This window comes from Wolbachia endosymbiont of Dirofilaria (Dirofilaria) immitis (assembly GCF_013365455.1).
GTDB lineage: Bacteria > Pseudomonadota > Alphaproteobacteria > Rickettsiales > Anaplasmataceae > Wolbachia.
Genome location: NZ_CP046578.1, coordinates 213,169 through 233,117, shown reverse-complemented (window position 1 = coordinate 233,117; position 19,949 = coordinate 213,169). Strand labels below are relative to the sequence as shown.

14 protein-coding genes, 1 tRNA gene and 1 pseudogene are annotated in these 19,949 nt (G+C 33.4%); 8 read left to right on the top strand and 8 right to left on the bottom strand.

Features of this window, described 5'->3' with window-relative positions:
• Nucleotides 1-305 precede the first annotated feature (305 nt).
• Nucleotides 306-1,709, bottom strand: coding sequence for an NAD(P)H-dependent flavin oxidoreductase (locus GOY12_RS00845; protein ID WP_175818693.1), 1,404 nt, complete (start codon nucleotides 1,707-1,709; stop codon nucleotides 306-308).
• Between the two features lie 166 nt (nucleotides 1,710-1,875).
• Here GOY12_RS00845 and coaE point away from each other — a divergent pair.
• Nucleotides 1,876-2,464: pseudogene (coaE, locus tag GOY12_RS00840) on the top strand (dephospho-CoA kinase).
• Here coaE and GOY12_RS00835 read toward each other — a convergent pair.
• A complete protein-coding gene (locus GOY12_RS00835; RefSeq protein WP_175818692.1) occupies nucleotides 2,447-3,646 on the bottom strand; it encodes a ribonuclease D in 1,200 nt (399 codons plus the stop codon). The pseudogene coaE and the gene GOY12_RS00835 overlap by 18 nt on opposite strands.
• A gap of 167 nt (nucleotides 3,647-3,813) precedes the next feature.
• Between GOY12_RS00835 and GOY12_RS00830 the strand changes: the two genes are divergently transcribed.
• Nucleotides 3,814-3,885: transfer RNA gene (locus GOY12_RS00830), tRNA-Asn, on the top strand.
• Nucleotides 3,886-4,402: 517 nt separating this feature from the next.
• On the opposite strand, the gene nuoH is transcribed toward GOY12_RS00830, so the two are convergent.
• The 3 genes from nuoH to GOY12_RS00815 are packed head-to-tail and all read right to left on the bottom strand — an operon-like array spanning nucleotide 4,403 to nucleotide 7,685.
• A complete protein-coding gene (gene nuoH, locus GOY12_RS00825; RefSeq protein ID WP_175818201.1) occupies nucleotides 4,403-5,428 on the bottom strand; it encodes an NADH-quinone oxidoreductase subunit NuoH in 1,026 nt (341 codons plus the stop codon).
• Nucleotides 5,412-7,460: an NADH-quinone oxidoreductase subunit NuoG gene (gene nuoG / locus GOY12_RS00820; RefSeq protein WP_175818200.1), complete on the bottom strand. Its 2,049-nt coding sequence runs from the start codon at nucleotides 7,458-7,460 to the stop codon at nucleotides 5,412-5,414. Before nuoG ends, nuoH begins: the two co-directional genes overlap by 17 nt.
• A gap of 12 nt (nucleotides 7,461-7,472) precedes the next feature.
• Nucleotides 7,473-7,685 carry a hypothetical protein gene (locus GOY12_RS00815; protein WP_175818199.1) on the bottom strand — a complete coding sequence of 71 codons (213 nt, stop codon included), beginning with the start codon at nucleotides 7,683-7,685 and terminating at the stop codon, nucleotides 7,473-7,475.
• A 996-nt stretch (nucleotides 7,686-8,681) separates the two neighbouring features.
• On the opposite strand from GOY12_RS00815, the gene guaB reads away from it, so the two are divergent.
• Entirely contained in the window at nucleotides 8,682-10,166 is a 1,485-nt protein-coding gene (gene guaB, locus GOY12_RS00810) for an IMP dehydrogenase (protein ID WP_175818198.1), read from the top strand.
• 400 nt (nucleotides 10,167-10,566) lie between these two features.
• Here guaB and GOY12_RS00805 read toward each other — a convergent pair whose 3' ends face one another.
• Nucleotides 10,567-11,355, bottom strand: a complete 789-nt coding sequence (locus GOY12_RS00805; RefSeq protein ID WP_175818197.1) for a uracil-DNA glycosylase — start codon at nucleotides 11,353-11,355, stop codon at nucleotides 10,567-10,569.
• A complete protein-coding gene (gene def / locus GOY12_RS00800; RefSeq protein WP_175818196.1) occupies nucleotides 11,348-11,884 on the bottom strand; it encodes a peptide deformylase in 537 nt (178 codons plus the stop codon). The genes GOY12_RS00805 and def overlap by 8 nt, the downstream gene beginning before the upstream one ends.
• A gap of 144 nt (nucleotides 11,885-12,028) precedes the next feature.
• Here def and ftsA point away from each other — a divergent pair, with 144 nt between their 5' ends.
• Nucleotides 12,029-13,276: a cell division protein FtsA gene (gene ftsA, locus GOY12_RS00795; RefSeq protein ID WP_175818195.1), complete on the top strand. Its 1,248-nt coding sequence runs from the start codon at nucleotides 12,029-12,031 to the stop codon at nucleotides 13,274-13,276.
• A gap of 93 nt (nucleotides 13,277-13,369) precedes the next feature.
• Here the strand turns inward: ftsA and GOY12_RS00790 are convergent, their stop codons facing one another.
• Nucleotides 13,370-13,561, bottom strand: coding sequence for a hypothetical protein (locus GOY12_RS00790; protein WP_175818194.1), 192 nt, complete (start codon nucleotides 13,559-13,561; stop codon nucleotides 13,370-13,372).
• A gap of 562 nt (nucleotides 13,562-14,123) precedes the next feature.
• Between GOY12_RS00790 and der the strand changes: the two genes are divergently transcribed.
• The 4 genes from der to leuS all read left to right on the top strand — a co-directional run bounded on the left by der (nucleotide 14,124) and on the right by leuS (nucleotide 19,326).
• A complete protein-coding gene (gene der, locus GOY12_RS00785; protein WP_175818193.1) occupies nucleotides 14,124-15,449 on the top strand; it encodes a ribosome biogenesis GTPase Der in 1,326 nt (441 codons plus the stop codon).
• A gap of 50 nt (nucleotides 15,450-15,499) precedes the next feature.
• Nucleotides 15,500-15,985, top strand: coding sequence for a disulfide bond formation protein B (locus GOY12_RS00780; protein WP_175818192.1), 486 nt, complete (start codon nucleotides 15,500-15,502; stop codon nucleotides 15,983-15,985).
• Between the two features lie 173 nt (nucleotides 15,986-16,158).
• The gene (locus tag GOY12_RS00775; protein WP_175818191.1) at nucleotides 16,159-16,779 is read left to right on the top strand and encodes a murein hydrolase activator EnvC family protein; all 621 of its coding nucleotides are present in this window, start codon (nucleotides 16,159-16,161) and stop codon (nucleotides 16,777-16,779) included.
• A 6-nt stretch (nucleotides 16,780-16,785) separates the two neighbouring features.
• The gene (leuS, locus tag GOY12_RS00770) at nucleotides 16,786-19,326 is read left to right on the top strand and encodes a leucine--tRNA ligase (protein WP_175818190.1); all 2,541 of its coding nucleotides are present in this window, start codon (nucleotides 16,786-16,788) and stop codon (nucleotides 19,324-19,326) included.
• The last annotated feature ends 623 nt before the right edge of the window (nucleotides 19,327-19,949 follow it).

Sequence of the window (19,949 nt, the reverse complement as noted above, 5' to 3'; positions counted from 1 at the left end):
CTGCTATTCCTAGCGTCATGTTGATCATTTCCGTTTTTCATATTGAACCCATTAATTGAATTTAGACCTGCACAGTAAATTATTCACATAAACCTTTAAAAACCTCTTATTTATTCTAATCTATAATGTCTTATACATCGCCACAATTACAAAAATTCTTGAACACTATCACTACTACTGAACTTTTTCATATAGGTTAATATACACCTCTTTAAAGTACTGTTGTTCACCACTACAAGCACCTCCCTAAATTAATAAGCACTCACTTCAATAAATCAACATTATTTTATCAGCTTGAATATAATTCAATATCCAGTTAGCATTCTTTCCACTAATTCTCTTACTGTTGGTATATAACCATTCTTGTAAAATGGATCTTGCTTAAATTTGTATACATTATGCCCAGAAAACACAAGTTCATTTTCAATATCACCATCACGCATAACGCTTTGCAGCGTCTTTTGTATACAGAAACTTCGTGGATCTGGCTTCCGACCTGTCGAATGGTTACCACGATCTTTCCAATTACTAAACAGACAATGACTCAAACATCCCATACAATTAATTTGATCCTGCCTTATCTCTGCAAATTTATCTGGTGTTACAAAAATAATAGTTGTATCTGGAGTTTTCATTACTTCTGTATACCCTGCTTTAGTCCACGTATTTACCAGTCTTTTATCCTCTGCAGTTAGATAGACCTTTCTACCTCTTGCACCAACTGCAAATTCACTATTAAATTCTTTGCTGGCATTCTCTGAAAATTTCACTTGACGTAAGTTTCGTTCCTGCAATTCACGTATAAAGTTATTTTTCACTGCAGATGAGTAAAATCCTGTTGGGCTAAACTTATTTAAAACCACATCACCCTCTTCTAAAGTTAATAATTTATTTTTCCACTTCACAGAAATTGGACTTTCCTTAGTCAAAAGCGGACGAGTACCAAACTGAAAAGCTATTGGTCCAATTTGCAAATTATCAAACCAGTGTTCCCAATCTTTTAAATGCCACACCCCTCCTGCCATAACAATTGGCGCTTCAGAAAGGCCAACCTCACTCATGAAAGATCTAAGTTCTGCAACCCTTTTAAATGGAGCTTGTGGCAACGTTGGATCTTCACTATTACTGAGCCCATTATGCCCACCAGCAAGCCATGGATCCTCATACACTACTCCACCAAGCAAAAAAGAAGATACTTTTTGGTAAGCGCGCTTCCATAATGCTTTAAAAGCACGTACTGATGAAATAATAGGATAATAATAAACCTGATATTTAGCTGCAATTTCTCCAAGCCTGTAAGGCATACCAGCACCGCAGGTAATACCATGCACTAAACCTCTCGCCTTTTCTAATATCCCATGAAGCACACGTTCTGCTGCCCCCATCTCCCACAACACATTCATGTGTATTCTTCCACAGCCTTGCGATATTTCATTAGCTATTTTTGCCTGACTGATTCCAGCTTCAATGCTATATTCAATCAACTCTTCATGTTTTTCATTTCTTGTTTTACCCTTATAAATCAGCGGTATCAACTCACCATTATCATCAATAAGCTTAGCATTTGCACCAGAAAATGTACCAACAGCACCTGCTGCAGCAAATGCCCCACTTGATCTCCCGTCACTAATTGCAATACCTTTACCACCCTCAATGATTGGCCATACTTCCTTTCCTGAAATTACTATTTTTTTTATCTTATCTTTCAAATCTTCCTTCACAATTTTTCGTTCTATTCTACTTAATTACTAAAAAAATAATAGCTGTTTATTTTCTCTTGACATAGTTAGAGTTTACACAGCTAAATTTAAGTTTTAAGTAGACATACAAGAAAAAGTAACTACTGTAGATATAGCTTTGCTAATTTTTTGCTATATGGTTATAGGTCTAACAGGTGGAATTGGAGTAGGAAAAAATTTTGTAGCTAACTGCTTTAAAAAGTTTGGTGCTGCTGTGTTTGATGCTGATTTTATCATACACCAACTTTATAAAGCAGATAAAAACATAATAGGTTATGCAGAAAAAAAACTTCCCTATAGCGGTAGCAAACGGTAAAATAAACAGAACAGTACTGTCTAAATATTTTATAGCTTATGATAAAAATTGGAAGCAATTTCAATCTTTAGTCCATTCTGTCGTGCGAAATAAACTGCTATTTTTTATTGCTCAAGAAAAAAAGACCGAAAAAAAGCTTTTAATCTTAGATATTCCCCTTTTACTAGAAACGAGATTTTGTTTATATTGCGACTTTATTGTTCTCATCCACGCAGATAGTATTATGCAAACTCAGAGGCTTAGTAAACGCAATATAGACAGAGAAAAGCTAGATTTAATTTTCAATATCCAGTTACCTTTCGAGGAAAAAAGGAGGGTAAGCGACTTTACTATCAACACCAGTACAAGTGAAGAGTATGTCCTTTCTCAAGTAAAAGATGTAGTGGATTTGTTAAGCTCCAGCGGTTGATTTTAATTCACAACTTGCATTCATCAAATTACTCCGAATTTCAGTTATATTATTCGTGAATCTCACTACCGAGATTTCAAACTTTGAGCTTGCATTTAAAAATGATTCAACTGACTTACCAAAAAAATCATATCTCCATCCCTTAAACAGTTTATCTATCTGCCCAGATATTGAGCTAGCTAACTCAGCTTTCGAAGAAACTAATTTCCTTGATATGTTATTTTCCTTACACTTGCTTTCTAGAATAACTGAAAGCATATCAAACACAGATCTATCATGATAGTTTGACAAAGTATAATTTTGCTGCATAAAATTTTTTTCATTCTCATTAAAAATATCTACAAATTCTAATAAATCTTCCTCCTTTATATTTTTTGCGTTTTCCTTGAGATCATCTAAAATCTCATCAATACGCTCTACATTCCTTTCAATAAATCCAGATATTATAGAATTATTAATTACCCTATTACGATTTCTATTATAACGCTGTGCTAAAGTTTCTTGCCATTCACTAACCGCTTTAACAGTTAATATCAATCTCGGATTTGCTCTATAATTAAACTTAATCCTTTTCCACGCATCTTTTGGACTATGCAAATATTTATCCATATCAACTACTGATTCCATCTCTTCTTGAAACCAGCCAATCCTATTCTTTTCTTTAAGTTTATCATGCAATATTTGGTGTAGATCATACAGATGAACTACATCGCTTACTGCATAGTCTAATTGATCCTCAGATAATGGACGCTTCAACCAGTCTGAATTTTTAGCTTTAACTTTATTCAGCACTATTCCCTGGTATTGCTCCACTAATTTTGAATAACTAATAAAGTTATAGTAATAATGACAAAACATAGCAGCAACTTGAGTATCAAAAATGGGAGTAGGTATACACTTAAACACAGTAAATAAAGATTCTATGTCTTGCCGGCAGCTGTGAAACACCTTAGTTATTTCTTGATTGAGCATAACTTTCTTAACAAGAGATAAATCAATCTCTGGTGCTAATACATCTACAATAAAACTCCCTTCTTCATAAGAAATTTGAATTAATGACAGTTTAGGATAATAGGTTAAGTTGTTTCTAATGAACTCTGTGTCAACAGCTATAAATTTCGGTTTTTTCGCTATCAGCTCCTCACACATGTCATCTAGATCCGACATTGTAGTAATTAGCATATATTTTTCACTTAATAATGCGATTTTATCGTCTAAATTGAATCTTTGCAATTATAGTAACTACCAGTCAAACTTTCTGTCACTTATACTCCAATAAAAGTCTTGGTCAAAGCGCACAAAAATCGTTTACAATCAAAGTTTAATATGATAAATTAAAAACAGTTTATTCCTCGGTAGCTCAGTGGTAGAGCAGTTGGCTGTTAACCAATTGGCCGCTGGTTCGAATCCGGCCCGGGGAGTCGTTCTATCTTTAGTAGAGTATAAACTTGCCAAAATCAGTCTACTTTAAAAACATTTGTACATATATTACTTTTAATTACTTGCCCAAATTCTCACTTTTTTTTCTATAATTTATCAATCCTCACTATTTTTTTTCAAAAAGGCAAAGACTTTTTCCAATGATAAAGAGAACTGACTTCTGCATAAATATAGTTAATTTAACTAAAATTTTTATTTAATACCTAGCATGTTAAAGAAAATAAGCTTTTATCACTCCTACTAGCTAATTGTAGATAAACTACATAACTCACAACCCAACTCAGCTTTTTATAGTAACACTTCTTGAGTTGCTTACACAAGCATAATTCAGTGAGAATACTCTCCACTTTTTCACGTACCAAAAGTTCCTTTAAAAAGGCTGAACCTAATTTTCAGCTGAGAAATTTAGAAAAAGCCACAGCATAAGAATAACCTTAACATTATATACTATATATAAGATTTATTAAAAATAACTTAATATCAAAACCAGCAATATATTCACAACTTTAAACTTGGCAAATTTTCAGTAAAAAGAAGCACTCCTGAAATGAGTATTACCCAAAGTACCGACATTGGTAAGAATACTTTCCAACCAAGACGCATCAGTTGATCATAACGATAACGAGGTACAGTTGCCCTAATCCAAATAAATATAAATAATAGTAAAACTATTTTTAAAATGAACCAAACCAAACCTGGAATTTCATACAATAAACTAAACTCTATAGGAGGATACCATCCTCCTAGAAAGAATATCGTCATTATAGCACTTGCTAAAATCATATTAGCATATTCTCCAAGAAAGAAAAGAGCAAAAGGCATTGATGAATACTCAACGTTATACCCGGAGACAAGCTCTGCTTCAGCTTCTGGCAAATCAAACGGATGACGATTAGTTTCCGCAAGAAGTGAAACAAAGAACACTATTGCTATAGGTATTAGTAGTATATCAACCCAAAATGGCATATTATGTTTTATTACTACCATTTCTCCAAGATTTAGTGTGCCAGTTATAATAACAATCACGGCAGTTATGAGACCTATTGAAACTTCGTATGAGATCATTTGAGCAGCTGACCTTATACTACCCAAAAATGCATAATTAGAATTACTAGACCAACCTGCAATAATGATGCCATATATTCCTAGAGATGATATAGCTAGGATATAGAGCACTCCGACATTGATATTTGCTATTACCTTAGGAATTACTACTTTCTGCCCATTTTCTATAATTACCTTAGCACCAAATGGTATCACTGCCCATGCAATTAATGCTAAAACAAAGGTAAGAATCGGAGCCATAATAAACAATATAGTGTTTGCTCTAAACGGTATTATTGTCTCCTTAATTAGCAACTTAATAGCATCTGCAAATGGTTGTAATAGTCCAAAAGGCCCAACAACACTTGGACCGTGTCGCAGTTGAATTGCACCAAGAACTTTGCGCTCAAAATACACTAAATATGCAACCGAAAGCAGCAGCTGCACCAAAATAAATAAGATGTTAACTAGCGTGCTCATAAAAGGCTTTAGTACAATCCGCCATTATTTTTGAAGCACGACTTATTGGATCTGTCATATAAAAATTACACTCTTTCAAAGTAAAAGGTTTATCACTTAAGCTTATTTTACTACAATCAATTAAAATCCACTCATTTTTTACTACTTGATCAGCATTTCTAAACTGTGGACCGATAGTATCCAATTTTTTTCTTACATCAAATAAATTATTATATGGTAAGGAAAAACCCAAATATTGGGACAAATTCTTAATTATCAACCAATCTTCCTTTGCTTCGCCAGGTGGAAGCACAGCCAAATTAGTTCTCTGAGCTCGACCTTCAGTATTTACATAAGTTGCACATTTCTCTGTATACGCGGCCCCAGGCAAGATGACATCTGCTATATGTGCTCCTCTATCGCCATGATGACCTTGATAAATCACAAATGTATTTCCTAACTTTGATGTATCAATTTCATCTGCACCAAGAAGATAGACAACTTCTATCTTACCACTCTCTGCCTGCTTTAATATTTGGTTAATATCTTTTCCACCTTTTTTAGGAACAAACCCAACATCTAATCCACCGACTCTTGCTGCGGCTTTATGCAAGATATTAAAACCATTCCAGTCATCTTTAACCACATTAAATTTTTCTGCAATTGAGCTAGCTATAGCTAAAATTGATTCGGAATCACTTCTTGTTAATGCATCTTGACCTATGATAAGTATAGGATTTTGAGCAGCACTTAGCAGCTTGCAAAATTCATGATTTCCTTTTGCTATTTTACTTAAAATATTAGGATGATTACCTAATTTTTCAACATGATATAAGTACTCAACGTCAGGACCAACACTTGCAATAGGAAAATTACCTCGCAAGTATCTTTTTCTTATACGTGCATTAATGATTGGGGCCTCTACTTTAGGATTTGTATTTATAAGTAGACATAAGTCTGCATTTTCTATGTTCTCAATGGTGGTATTAAACACATATGATCCACGATTACTTGATATAAGTCTTGCTCCATCTTGCCTACAATCCAAATTTACTGAGCCAAGCTTATGCATCATTTCCTTTAGTAAAAGCATAGATTCACAATCTGCTAAATCACCCGCAACTGCAGCTATTTTGCTTGGTTTTGTACTCTTTAGTCTCCTCGCAGCAACGGTTAATGCTTCATTCCAATCAACTGAAACTAATTTACCATCTTTCTTTATATAAGGTTGATCTAGACGTTGCACTTTTAGTCCGTCGTAGGCAAAACGAGTTTTATCCGATATCCACTCTTCGTTAATCTCTTCGTTAATCCTTGGTAATATTCGTACAATTTCAAGACCGCGATAGTCAACTCTGATTGCACTTCCTACAGCATCAAGCACATCTATAGTTTCACAATGTGATAACTCCCATGAACGGGCCTTAAACAAATAAGGTTTTGAAGTTAAGGCCCCTACAGGACAAAGGTCTATAATATTTCCAGATAATTCAGAGCTAACATACCTTTTTATATAAGTACTAACCTCCATATTTTCCCCTCTGCCAATCCCTCCAAGTTCATTTGTACCAGCTACATCAGACAGAAACCTAATACACCGAGTACAATGAATACACCTATTCATCGCAGTTTCAATTAGTGGCCCAAAATATTTCTTTGGCACAGCCCTCTTATCCTCATCAAATCTACTTATTCCTCTCCCATAGGACATTGTTATATCTTGTAGGTCACATTCACCGCCTTGATCACAAATTGGACAGTCAAGTGGATGATTAATGAGCAAAAACTCAAGTACACCTTTACGTGCCCTTCTAACTTTCGGAGTATCAGTACGGACAACCATTCCTTCCGCAACTGGCATTGCACAAGAAGCTACTGGTTTTGAAGTTACCCCCTCAATTTCAACCAAACACATTCTACAGTTACCAGCAATTGCTAAACGTTCATGATAACAAAAGCGCGGAATTTCAACACCCACAGCTTCACAAGCTTGAATTATGGTGAATCCAGGCTCCACCCTATATTCCTTGGAGTTGATAGTAATCTTAACCATAATTTAAACCCACTATATAGCTTCCCACCTTATAGGATGACCACCTATCTCATCTTCAACCAGATTACCATTATCATACTGAGCAGACATATAATTTACACGCGAGTCACGATCTATATATCTAACTGGCTTTATTGGTTTATTTTTATACATTTTTTGCTCAGCTCTTTTACGCTGAGTAGGATTATTCTTACTAGCTATTTTCTCTTTTCCACTTGTTACCATATAAACTCCTAAAATTTTTCCGTTCTATTTTAACACCTAAGTATATAGCGTCAATGTTAAATAATCTTAAAGTTTTAATCAATAAGCAACTAAAGAAAAACATCAGCTGGGCTTATAATCTATAATTACCATTTTTAAAATTTAATCATAAAAAGCCTGCTTTCGTCGATCAAGTATTTCATAAATACTAAGATTGAGATTAGTATAACTACAAAAATATCTAGAAATGCAGTCAGAAATTGAATAAAAACAGAAATTATAAATAGTCCAAACGCCATCTTCTAAAAAGGACCTTATGCTGTTTATATCAGGGTACATTTGTAAATATACCTACATCTTATACATATATTACAAACTTCCCCAAAGCACTACTAAGCTTTGCTATTATTAGTACACTAAACATCATATATACCGATAATATCATCATAAAATTAATATATGGATAACTGTTTTACAAGCATCACCGTATTATTGTATAACGTAAATGAGTGATATAGAAAATATAAGAAAAAGCTTATACAAACACTATCGTTGCCTATAAAACAACACTAATTATACATATGCTAAAAATAATAGCAGAGTTCCTGTATAACTTATCTCAATATCTATAAACTTTCCATATTTTACAGCATCTTAACTAAAATAAAAGTATGTTATTAAATAACTATGACATATTTATCTTTATATAATACCAACTGCTTATATATTCTTCATATTTAGTAAGCTTATTTTTAAATCCTAGCATTAAATAATCAGATAATATTCCTAATAGACAGCACCACGCCACAATCTACTGCATCCATGACTCCTTTTATTGGATATACAAGCAAGAAGTTTACTACCATTAAAGCAAACAACATTATAATAAGTAAAATACAATACCAGTCAATATAAAGTGGAGCAGCTTTGTTTGAATCAACTATAGCTAACTTTGCAAAACCTTATTGCAATTCAATTAATTGGTGTATAAGCTTTAAGTAAAGTCTATGAAAAAAAATGGAAGTTTGTTATTCATTCGACGATATACTTCTTTTGCCAGCTCATTCTAACATATTACCTTGTGATGCAGATACAAAGACCTATTTAACAAACAATATAGAACTCAACATCCCTCTTATATCCTCTGCAATGGATACTGTTACCGAATCAGATTTTGCAATAACTATTGCCCAACACGGTGGAATAGGCTGCATACATAAAAACTTATCAATAGACGAACAAGTTTCAGAAGTGAGAAGGGTAAAAAAATATGAAAGTTGGATCGTATACAATCCCATCACAATTTCCCCAGATAAAACAGTTGCAGAAGCAATCTCTTTAATGAAAGAGCACAACTATTCAGGCATTCCTGTAGTCGACCAGTATAGGTTAGTTGGCATTCTTACTAATCGAGATGTAAGGTTTATTGAAGACCGAAACATAAATATAAAAGTCTCTGAAGTAATGACAAAAGACAAGTTAATTACAGTGCGGGAGCAAGAAGTGAACAGTGTTTCAGCAATGAGATTATTGCATGAAAACAGAATAGAGAAGCTTTTAGTTATAGATGAGAATTCTTGTTGTATAGGGCTAATTACAGTCAAGGACATCGAAAAATACAATAGATACCCTAACTCATGCAAAGATAGTAAAGGACGACTAAGAGTTGCTGCTGCAATTGGTACTGGTAAAAAGGATGGTATAGAAAGGTGCGAAGCTTTGATCGGAAAAGAAATTGATGTAATTATTGTAGATACTGCCCATGGTCATTCCGAAAATGTTATTAATACTATTAAGGAAATAAAAACTATGTATCCAAACACACAGTTAATAGGTGGGAACATTGCCACAAAAGAAGCTGCTGAAGCGTTAATTGATGTTGGCGTCGACGCAGTAAAGGTAGGTATAGGACCAGGGTCAATCTGCACAACCAGAATAGTTACAGGTGTTGGGGTACCACAATTTTCCGCAATCCAAAATGTCGCAGAAGTATGTAAGGCAAGAAAAGTAAGATTAATTGCTGATGGTGGCATAAAATACTCAGGAGACATTGCAAAAGCTATTGCAGCTGGTGCTGATTCTGTGATGATTGGTTCACTTTTTGCAGGCACTAATGAAAGTCCAGGTGAGATTATCACGTATAAAGGTAGAACATATAAAGGCTATCGAGGAATGGGATCTATCAGTGCAATGAAAAGAGGTTCAGCTAGCCGTTATTTCCAAGATAAAGACTCAAAATCAAAATTAGTTCCACAAGGAGTGGAGGGAAGAGTTCCATTTAAAGGTCCAGCTTCAGGAATAATTCATCAGTTAATTGGTGGACTACAGGCTGCAATGGGATACACTGGTAATAGGAATATAGAAGAAATGAGGAAAAACTGTAAATTTATTACTATTACTGCATCAGGATTAAGAGAAAGTCATGCTCATGACATAATTATTACACAAGAGGCTCCAAATTATGCTTACCAGGCATCTAACTCATCAGCTGATTCAGAGTAAAATCCATACAGTTATGTAGCCAATTACACCAGGATAGTACCTTTTTATCTAATTCATGCTAGTACAAATATTACAGAAACTTATTAAATAGAAAAGAAATAAAGAATCTATATGGTGTTGGTTTTAACTCTCTAACTTTAATTAGCGCTGAGATAATTCTTTACCAACGCTTAATTTAAGTACAACTTAGCTAAATGTAGAAAAAATTTAAAGGTATACAGCCGCTATAATTTTATGTAATTTACTAAAAAATATCTTAAGTTTTCTTGCTAAGCTTTACCATTAAAGCTACAAATCAAAAAGAAACTCTAGATTAAAAAATTGTCTTAGCTTCAAGAGAAGAAGGTTATTAAAATTTGTCAAGCAATTCCTGGGCAGTTATTTACCTTCTAACACTTTACTAAATATCAGTACAATTATCATCAAGGTACTTTCTGATTTTTTTCAAATCTTCCCAAGCTAAGCGTTTTTGCGCTGGTTGACGAAGCAAGTAAGCTGGATGAAATATAGCAACTGCAGTAATTGAATGAAATAAATATTGGTTAGTATAATTATAAAATCTACCACGCAAGGTTGATATGGTTTTTGTGTTGTCAAGAAGGCTATAACAAGCTATTCCCCCCACCAAAATCAAAATCTGTGGTGAAACCAACACAATATGTTTTTCGACAAACGGCCTGCATATATCAAGCTCTAAGTTAGTTGGCTTCCTATTACCCGGTGGACGCCAAAATATAACATTGCTTATATATACTCTAGTGCGATCAAGGTTTATTGCACTCAACATTTTATCAAGCAGCATTCCACTTGCACCACAAAATGGTATGCCTTGTAGATCTTCATTTACACCTGGAGCTTCACCAATAAGCATAATTTTCGCACTTGGGTTACCATCAGAAAAAACAGTATTGGTTGCAGTTTTTTTTATCTCACACCCTTCAAATGATGTAACTACACTTCTTAGCTCACTCACACTATTACACTTACTTGCAAGCTTCCTCGCTTCAATTACCCAGTCACTTGGAAACATAAATTGCTGTTCTTTTTTTTCTTCGGCTTGAATAGTAGTAGACTGTATAAGCCTACTCTCCCTCCTTTCCTTTACTTTCTCTTCTTCTCCCTCTATTAAAGTACAATCAATACCCTCTTCATGGTAAAATCTCAACAACTCCAGGTTTTCATCATTCATAGCGCCTCTTAACCTTTTGTGCTCTTTTCATAGCCATATCATACTTCAATTTAGACAAATGTCTAACATATAATATACCATTTAAGTGATCTATCTCATGTTGAATACATCTCGCAAGCCAACCATCAGCTTTCAGCGTTTTTCTCTCGTTATTTAAATCTCTATACTTCACAGTTAAACATTTTGGACGCCTAACTTCATGATTTTGCCCTGGAATTGAAAGACATCCTTCTTTAAGAACTATTTGCTCATCAGATAATCCTATGATTTCAGGATTAATCATGCAAAACCCGCCAGTAGATTTGTATCCTGCTAATCCACTCTTAACGCCTTCTAACTGAATATCCATAACAAAAACTCTCTTCAACACTCCGACTTGAACTGCAGCAAGGCCAAAACCTTTTGCATCATGCATAGTTTCAAACATGTCATTTACTAATTCTCTAATTTCATCGTTTATATCTGTCACTTCACTGGCACGTGTAGTTAACTTTTCATCGGGTGCAATCACAATCGGCAGCTTAGGCATAAAGTTATTTTTATGTTTTATTTTCTTTTTATCTAATATCTATGGTATACTAAAATATTGCTGTATTTTACGCAATAGAAATATAAACTGTTAAAGCAAGCTACAACTTAAATGAAATTTCATAATTCATAATAAAGTCAATTAATGTACTCTGCAGTAATAGTAAAACCAAAAAGAAACATTTTTGCTGTTTTAGATATAGGTACAACAAAGATCATTTGTCTAATTGTCGAGATCAGTGGCAATCTTAGCTATAAAATAACAGGGACAGGTTACAAGATCGCAGAAGGTATAAATGGTGGATCAGTAATTGATATAAAACACGCAAGTCACTCTATCTCATCAACCATAGGTTTGGCTGAACAAATATCAGAAAAAACTATAGACCAGATATATATGAATGTTGCTGGATGCGGAATCTCATCTTTTAATATGCACAATGAGATCATTGTAGCTAATTATGAAATCTCTGACCTGGATATAAAACGTGTAGTCTTTCAAACATTTGAAAAGTACATTGAGGGAAACGTCATCATTCACAATATACCACTAAAATATCACTTAGACGATATGACTGACATAAAAGAGGTTAGTGGTCTGTACGGGAAAAGATTATCTGCTGATGTAAATGTCGTTACTGCTTCGCGTCCAGCACTTATCAACATTGAAAATTGCATAATTAACAATGATGGGATAAGTATTGCTGGTTGTGTTGCTTCCGCGTATTCTGCTAGTTTTGCCTGTCTCAGTGAAGATGAAAAAGAGCTCGGAACTGCTATTGTTGATATAGGAGGTGGATATACTGCAGTTGGAATCTTCAAAAGAGGCAAACTTATATATGCAAGCAGCATCCCAATTGGTGGTATTCATATCACCAAAGATATAGCTTATGGACTATGTACAAATATAGAATATGCAGAACGCATAAAAATATTGCATGGTAACACTATTGTAACTTCAATAGATGAAAACGAATACATTACAGTACAAAATAGCGAAAATGATGAATCAATTCCAGTACCTAAATACAAGCTTATTAACATAATAAGACCAAGAGTTGAAGAAATACTTGAATTAGTAAAAGAGCAACTTCAGAAACAAAAAGACCCAATTAATAAAGTAGTTATCACAGGAGGAACCAGTCAGCTCACAAGCATGAAAGAGATTGCAAGCTATATATTCAATAAACAAGTCCGTATTGGGCACCCTGACCCTGAGTCTTGTAGTGGTCTTGAAAGTGAATACAATAAAAATCCTGTATTCTCTGCTGCTATAGGCTCTATAAAACTTATAATTGACACTTTTTATAAAAATAACCCTGGAATGCTTGATCATGATAGTAAAATAGGTAAATTATATAATTGGGTAAAATCAAAAATTATAGCTCGGTAAGCTTATCAAGAAAAAGTAAAGAAAAAGCTAACTCATTTTACAGAGAGGCAGAGAGGTACATATAATTGCACTCAGTAACATTATATATAATAATTAGAACTTTAATCTAAGAGTGGCAAACGCAATGCACTTAATTCTACTACCATCTTCTAGAAAACTAAACTGCCCTCTTTGTTTTCTACTTTCCCCTTCAACAAAATTTTTGGTTCTATGAATGATCCTTTCTATACGTGGTCGCTCTTTTAATATTTTATAATGTTTAAAAAACTCCACAATTCTTGTCATCCATTACATCATATCGTACCAAAATTTAATGCGTTACCTTTCCATTATAATTCCTTCTTTTTTATCACTTTTAACACTGTTACACACAACTTATTTTAGGTGTGATAAATAATCACTAAGCTTTTCTTTAAGAGTCTTATTTATTAGCATACAGTACATAAAACATTATTTATATCCCTATATGCAAAATTTATAATTTCTAATAGCTCATCCAGAATTTTCCCTACAGTTTAGCTATTAAAAAGTACTCCATTTTCTCACTCACCCTATCATCTCTTCCTATCTTCTTTCTCAATTTATTTATATATTGTCATGCTTAATTGAAAATCAGTTGTTTTTTAGACGTCCTATGTTCCTGTACGAGCACCGTTGCACTTCTTGTTATTCTAATCTTTCCCAACTAACTTACATTTGTCACTTGCTTAAACATATAACTACTTCCAGTTTTTATACAATGAAATTAAGATAAAGTATCTTCACCTTAGAATAGAGTATAATTTATAAAGTCAATATAGCTAAATTAAAAATCCTGACTATAATTTACTTTAATGCTCTCAAATTTATGCTAAAAATTACTATAGTAGGTCTACTAAATGTCGGCAAGTCAACTCTATTTAATAGGCTAGTAGGAAGAAGAATAGCAGTAGTCAGTAATATTCCAGGGGTAACAAGAGACAGACGTGAAGGAGCTGGAAGAATTAGTGATTTGGAATTTAAAGTTATAGATACAGGAGGATGGAACGACCAAACCAATCTCTCACTACAAATTATTGAACAAATCGAACTCTCTTTATCTGACTCAGATATAATTTTCTTTCTTGTTGATGCAAAAGTACAAGATGAAAAAAATAAGAAATTTGCAAAATGGCTGAAGGGAAAAACAAACAAACCTATAATACTCATAGCAAACAAATGTGAAAGTCATAAATCTGAAAATCTTGATTACTTACAGTTTTTTGATTTTATAGGTCCAGTATATATTTCAGCTGAACATAACCTTGGCATGGCTGACCTTTATGATGCGCTATCCAGTACTATTAGAAACTTAAATCAAAGCACCAAACTACCGACTGATAAGTTCAATAAGCTCCGAATTGCAATAATTGGACGCTCAAACGTAGGAAAGTCAACCTTTCTAAACAGTTTACTCACAGAAAATAGATTAATAACAAGTCCAGAACCAGGAACTACACGTGACTCTGTAGACATCACATATAATTATAATGGTGAATTAATCACTCTCATCGACACTGCAGGGATTTACAGAAAAGCAAATATCATAGATAGCCTAGAATCAAGATTCGTTAAGAAAAGCATGGAATCAATAAAACGTTCTCATATAGTAATTTTAATGTTCGACTCCATTATAAGTATTGAGCAACAAAATTTATCAATCGGTGAAGCTGCAATCAAAGAAGGAAAAGGAGTGATCATTGTTTTGAATAAATGGGATTTAATAAATAAAGATGATAGGAGTAAATTAATAAAATTTGTAGAGCAACAAGAAGTAACTCGTTTATCTTTAGAAGTATCAATTATAACAATTTCTGCGTTAAAAGGTATGCATTGTAGTAATGTACTGGATAAATGCCTTGAAGTGAACCAATTCTTAAACAAGAAAATCAGCACCGCAAAACTAAATAAATGGTTAATCAATGCTTTGGATAACCATCCTCACCCATTTATAAAAGGTAGAGCAGTTAAAATGAAATATATCGTTCAGACTGGTACTAAACCTCCTGCTTTTTCTTTAATATGTAACATACCTGAAAGTGTTAATGAGAGTTATAAACGCTATTTAACTAATAACCTTAGAAAGAATTTCTTTGCTAAAGGAGTACCAGTCAGATTACTTTTGAAAAAGAATAAAAATCCTTATGTAAAATGAATATTCTACTTTATACTTCCAGAGTTCTTTATAATAATTCACTTTAAATTATGCATAATAACTCTAGAGTTTCTATAATCTTTTTGTTATCAAGCGCTTTTGCTCTAATCTTCGCATATATGCTAGAGTATTTCTTTTACATGTTGCCATGTAAACTATGTATATATGAACGGGTAATTTACTATATTACAGGGTTACTTGTAGTAGTACACATGTTCAAAAGTAATAAAATTTTAATCCACGCAATGTTCTTTAGCTATTTTATAGGCATAGTAATATCCTTTTATCACATAGGCCTTGAATTACATTTATTTTATGATATCTTAGGCTGTACAGAACAAGCAGCAGGCAGTGATGTTAGCATAGAAGAGCTTAGAAATAAGTTATTAAATCCCAACTACTCCCCATTCTGTGATAGGCCTAATTATGTCCTAGGCATTTCCTTAGCAACATGGAATTTTATTTACCTTATAGTAGCTCTATTTCTATCAAGTAAAACATATTATAAAAAAGGAAATTTTAAAGTAAAACAGTAGTGAATTTACAAGACTAACCACTTAGAAAGAGCAAAGAAAGAAGAATAGAATGTTTTCTCATACAAAGAGCATAACAACTCTAAGGGTGGAACATAAAATTGGCACCAACAAAAAAGTTTTGTTACTTAAAAAGTATGTTATTTAATATAGTTTAAATTATCTTAAAGAAATTTATGTGGCGTATAGCCTCGTTATTTATATTACAAGTAATATTAGTAAGTTGTAGCCTACAAAAACCTGCGCCTGTGTTGCTTAAAGGTGAGGAATTTTACGGAAAAAGAGATCTAGAATATACAAGAGAGTACCATTTAATTAAGAAAGATACTAACTCTTTAATAAAAAAAGAAAATAGAAAAGACATCGTAAACAGAACACATAGGAACAAGAACGATACGCAAAATGTGAAAATCAATAGGTTAAATTGTAAATTTATGATGCCAGTAAAAGGTACTTCTGTCTCCTTTGATGAAGCATGTAAAGATGGAATAAAAATCACTGCTCAAAGCGGGACAAGTGTAGTAGCTTCTGCACCTGGTAAAATAATATATGTAGGCAAAGGGCTCAGATGGTATGGAAACTTAATTATAGTAGAACACAAAGATAATTACATGACTGCATATTCCTATTTAAAAAATATAAATGTCAAAATTGGTGATAAAGTAAAACAGGGCCAAGTCATTGGATCTGCAGGCAAGCTAAGTACACAAGATAAGTACCCACAGATATGCTTTATAATACGGTGTAACGGTCAAACAATTGATCCTTTGTCACATACTAACTGTAATGAAACTTAAATTTATATGAAATATGATTTTAAAAATATTGAAAAATTTTACCAAAATAAATGGAATTTCTCTGTAAATAAAAATAGTAAACAAAATAAATGTTATGTATTAGAAATGTTTCCATACCCATCTGGTAAAATCCATATGGGACACTTACGTAACTATACAATAGGAGATGTAATAGCACGCTATAAGAGAGCTCGTGGATTTGAGGTTTTGCACCCAATCGGCTGGGATGCGTTTGGATTGCCAGCCGAAAACGCAGCAAGGGATAACAATATCAATCCCGCAATTTGGACAAAAGAGAATATAGATAATATGCGTGTGCAGTTAAAATCTATAGGCCTTTCTTATAATTGGGAACGTGAACTCTTTACGTGTGAGCCTAACTATTATAAATACGAACAAAAACTTTTCTTAGATTTTCTAAAGCATGGGCTTGCTTACCGAAAAGAGTCATGGGTTAACTGGGATCCAGTAGACCAGACAGTACTTGCAAATGAACAGGTAATCAATGGAAAAGGCTGGCGTTCCGGTGCAGTTATTGAAAAACGTAAGCTATCCCAGTGGTTCTTAAAGACTACCGATTTCGCTGAAGATTTACTCAAGTGCTTGCAAAATTTAAAAAACTGGCCAGAAAAAGTTAAAACAATGCAAGAACATTGGATAGGAAAATCCGAAGGGGTCACTATAGAATTCGAAATAATCGGTTTAAATAAAAAATTAAAGATCTTTACAATTCACCCTCATACTTTATTTGGAGCTTCCTTTTGCGCAGTAGCAACAGAGCATCCTATTATACAGAATCTTAAAAACGAAAAAATACAGGGCTTTATTGATGATATGAAAACCAAAGAAAAAAATAACGAAAAAATTGGAATTTACACTGGGTTAAACGTCAAACATCCATTTCTTGATAAAAAGTTACCACTCTACGTAGCAAATTTTGTATTAATGGAATATGGAGAAGGTGCAATTTTCGGATGCCCTGCACATGATCAGCGTGATCTTGAATTTGCACAGAAATATAATCTACCGATTATTCCTGTAATTTATAAAGAGAGCACACAAACCATAGAGACCATAAAAGAAGCATACATCAATGATGAAGTGATGTTTAATTCTGAATTCTTAAATGGATTAACAGCTAATAAAGCAAAGGAAATAGTCATCAAGAAGCTTGAAGAAAAAGGGATAGGTAAAAAAACGGTAAACTATCGTCTACACGACTGGGGAATTTCTAGGCAACGTTATTGGGGATGCCCTATACCTATTATACATTGTAAAGATTGTGGTACTATTCCAGTACCAGAAAAAAACCTTCCTGTAACTCTGCCAACAGATATAGAATTTATAAGCGGTGGTAATCCACTTGATAAACACCCAACATGGAAATTTGTTGATTGCCCAAAATGTGGGAAGCAAATGGAGCGTGAAACTGATACATTTGACACTTTTTTTGAATCCTCTTGGTACTTTGCTGCATTCTGCAGTGAAGATAAATCTATTAATAAGGATGCGTGTAACCGTTTTATGCCTGTCGATTATTATATAGGTGGAATAGAGCATGCAATCTTGCACTTGCTTTACTCACGATTTTTTTGCCGCGCTTTAACTAGATGCGGTTATCTTAACATTAAGGAGCCTTTCTCTACTTTAATCACTCAAGGAATGGTTTGTCATACGACTTATAAAGACGAGCATGGTAAGTGGCTATTCCCTGAAGAAGCAAAAAAATTAGTAGCACTAGGTTTAAAAATCCAAGTTGGTAAGGCCGAGAAGATGAGCAAATCCAAGAAGAATACAGTTGACCCAAATTTTATCATAGAAAAATACGGTGCGGATACCGCCCGCTTGTTTGTATTGTCCGATACTCCTCCAGAAAAAGATATAGAATGGTCAGATAGTGGCATAGAAGGCTGTTTTCGCTATATAAACAAATTATGGCGTATGGTAATGCGATTTAAACCTATCGTTACCAAAAATCAATCTCCTACCTTCCAAGCAGATGACACCAAGACCAAGAAAGAAGATATACTATCACACATTAAAACAACATCAGATAAAAATATTACAGACAAACTTCTAGAATATAGAAAGAAAATACACAAACTCCTATACGGGCTTACGGATGACCTGGAAAGCTGCAGATTAAATTGCGCAGTGGCAAAATTTCGCAAGATGACGAACTTAATAGCTGAAATAGATGCAGAAAATGGAAAATCACTCATTGGTGAAGGCATACACATATTAATCAGAGTAATTGAGCCATTTATACCACACTTAGCTGAAAGCCTATGGCAAGAAATAGGTGGTAAAGGTATGCTGTACCTACAGCCTTGGCCAGAAATTGCTAAGTCACTACTGACTGATAAGATAGTAACTGTAGCAGTGCAAATCAACGGGAAATTGAGTGCAATAATTAAGGTAGCAATTAATTTGCCCAAAGAGGAATTGAAGAAAATAGCAATGAGCTCTGTATCTAATAAAATCGATCAAAACAAAATTCGAACCATATATACTGTGCCAAACAAGATAGTAAACATAGTTATGTAAAAAATCTGAGTAGTGTATCTTATGATTTCATAATTATTTTTCTCAAAAACATAAGAGAATACATATTCAGCATGTATATATTTCCTCGTATAAAGAGATTACAAGTTCTAGTTATGTTGCTCACCTTATCTTTAGCGTTAGACAGAGCAATAATCTCTAAAAATCTAGTGTTGTTTTTGATCAGTATTATACCAAAAAATCCTAGATCAGACTTAAAGTTTTCATTAAGGTTTAATTATTAAAGAACACAAGGATTAGCCTACTAGCAAGTTATCATTACCATTCTCATCATAATACTAATCTGAAATTTCATGTTAGTGCAAGCTTAAGTAAGAATATTTCCCTCTTTGTGTTCAGTAACATTAAAGAATATTAATGGAACATTATACTTCATATTTATATGTAATTTAAAAAATGTTTAACTATAGATAAAGTTATGCACTAGTCAAAACGATCTTACTGGAAAAAAGTGAAGAGAAAACTTATAATGTTTTTCTATAAAAAGAAATTAAAATATTTAGAAAGGTATTAAGTCAATAGTAGAACATAAATAGCAGTTATTATAAAACGTTCCTATATACTTAAACGTAATAGCTCTAATACTCTTTTTAAAGAGTTTAGAA

Coding starts and splice junctions, on each gene's coding strand:
- GOY12_RS00835 (WP_175818692.1), bottom strand. CDS start 3,646: ATGCTAATTACTACAATGTCGGATCTAGATGACATGTGTGAGGAGCTG.
- nuoH (WP_175818201.1), bottom strand. CDS start 5,428: ATGAGCACGCTAGTTAACATCTTATTTATTTTGGTGCAGCTGCTGCTT.
- nuoG (WP_175818200.1), bottom strand. CDS start 7,460: ATGGTTAAGATTACTATCAACTCCAAGGAATATAGGGTGGAGCCTGGA.
- GOY12_RS00815 (WP_175818199.1), bottom strand. CDS start 7,685: ATGGTAACAAGTGGAAAAGAGAAAATAGCTAGTAAGAATAATCCTACT.
- guaB (WP_175818198.1), top strand. CDS start 8,682: ATGGAAGTTTGTTATTCATTCGACGATATACTTCTTTTGCCAGCTCAT.
- GOY12_RS00805 (WP_175818197.1), bottom strand. CDS start 11,355: ATGAATGATGAAAACCTGGAGTTGTTGAGATTTTACCATGAAGAGGGT.
- def (WP_175818196.1), bottom strand. CDS start 11,884: ATGCCTAAGCTGCCGATTGTGATTGCACCCGATGAAAAGTTAACTACA.
- ftsA (WP_175818195.1), top strand. CDS start 12,029: ATGTACTCTGCAGTAATAGTAAAACCAAAAAGAAACATTTTTGCTGTT.
- GOY12_RS00790 (WP_175818194.1), bottom strand. CDS start 13,561: ATGACAAGAATTGTGGAGTTTTTTAAACATTATAAAATATTAAAAGAG.
- der (WP_175818193.1), top strand. CDS start 14,124: ATGCTAAAAATTACTATAGTAGGTCTACTAAATGTCGGCAAGTCAACT.
- GOY12_RS00780 (WP_175818192.1), top strand. CDS start 15,500: ATGCATAATAACTCTAGAGTTTCTATAATCTTTTTGTTATCAAGCGCT.
- GOY12_RS00775 (WP_175818191.1), top strand. CDS start 16,159: ATGTGGCGTATAGCCTCGTTATTTATATTACAAGTAATATTAGTAAGT.
- leuS (WP_175818190.1), top strand. CDS start 16,786: ATGAAATATGATTTTAAAAATATTGAAAAATTTTACCAAAATAAATGG.